This is a genomic window from Mesorhizobium sp. M2E.F.Ca.ET.209.01.1.1 (assembly GCF_004010375.2).
Classification (GTDB): domain Bacteria; phylum Pseudomonadota; class Alphaproteobacteria; order Rhizobiales; family Rhizobiaceae; genus Mesorhizobium.
In genome coordinates this window covers 1-304 of sequence record NZ_SADP02000978.1, presented here as the reverse complement: position 1 = coordinate 304, position 304 = coordinate 1, and the positions used below count along the sequence as shown (strand labels likewise).

The window sequence follows — 304 nt, the reverse complement described above, 5'->3', positions numbered from 1 at the left end:
CGGCGAACGGCGAGATTCGCTTCAGGGTGACTGCTTCAAGATGGCTGGGATGGTGGGCGATGACGGGCTCGAACCGCCGACATCTTCGGTGTAAACGAAGCGCTCTACCAACTGAGCTAATCGCCCGCTCCGGGCCGGACCTTTAAGCAGTTAGGGCTCTATTCGCAAGGCCCAATGAGCAACCGGGCGGCCAGTCGCCAGGCGGATTTCCGCGGCGCCGTCGGACTTGTCAAAAAACCTTCTCTAGTTTGCTGTTATGCTCACATGCCGCGCTTGACACCCGCAAACGAACCCCTTATCCAGC

Annotated in this window: 1 tRNA gene; it reads right to left on the bottom strand. The window is 59.2% G+C overall.

Features of this window, described 5'->3' with window-relative positions:
- Nucleotides 1-50: 50 nt before the first annotated feature.
- Nucleotides 51-126, bottom strand: a tRNA-Val gene (locus EN852_RS38750).
- Nucleotides 127-304 lie beyond the last annotated feature (178 nt).